The sequence below is a fragment of the Psychrobacter sp. TB55-MNA-CIBAN-0194 genome (assembly GCF_040309505.1).
GTDB lineage: Bacteria > Pseudomonadota > Gammaproteobacteria > Pseudomonadales > Moraxellaceae > Psychrobacter > Psychrobacter fozii.
In genome coordinates this window covers 1-260 of record NZ_JBEOOW010000458.1, presented here as the reverse complement: position 1 = coordinate 260, position 260 = coordinate 1, and the positions used below count along the sequence as shown (strand labels likewise).

1 pseudogene is annotated in these 260 nt (G+C 39.2%); it reads left to right on the top strand.

Annotated elements, in window-relative coordinates:
* Window positions 1–29 precede the first annotated feature (29 nt).
* Window positions 30–260, top strand: a pseudogene (gene pyrB / locus AAEY75_RS15885) (aspartate carbamoyltransferase catalytic subunit); the annotation flags it as partial.

Below are 260 nucleotides of genomic sequence, written 5' to 3'. Positions count from 1 at the left end.
CTATAAACCAACGATAAAGACTTGCCATTATGTCAAATTCTACTGATAGCAGTGCAGCCCATAGCATTTCACCGACAGATTATGCCAAATTCGATCCCGATACCATTCATCAAAAATTGAATACCTCATTGAGTCGTCCACAGCTTAATGTAGATGGTGGTATCCGGCATTTTTTGGGCGTGGAAGGGTTAAATAAAGCACAGTTACAGGCAATTATTGCCAAAGCTGAGACATTTTTTGATGATAATGGACAATTGATC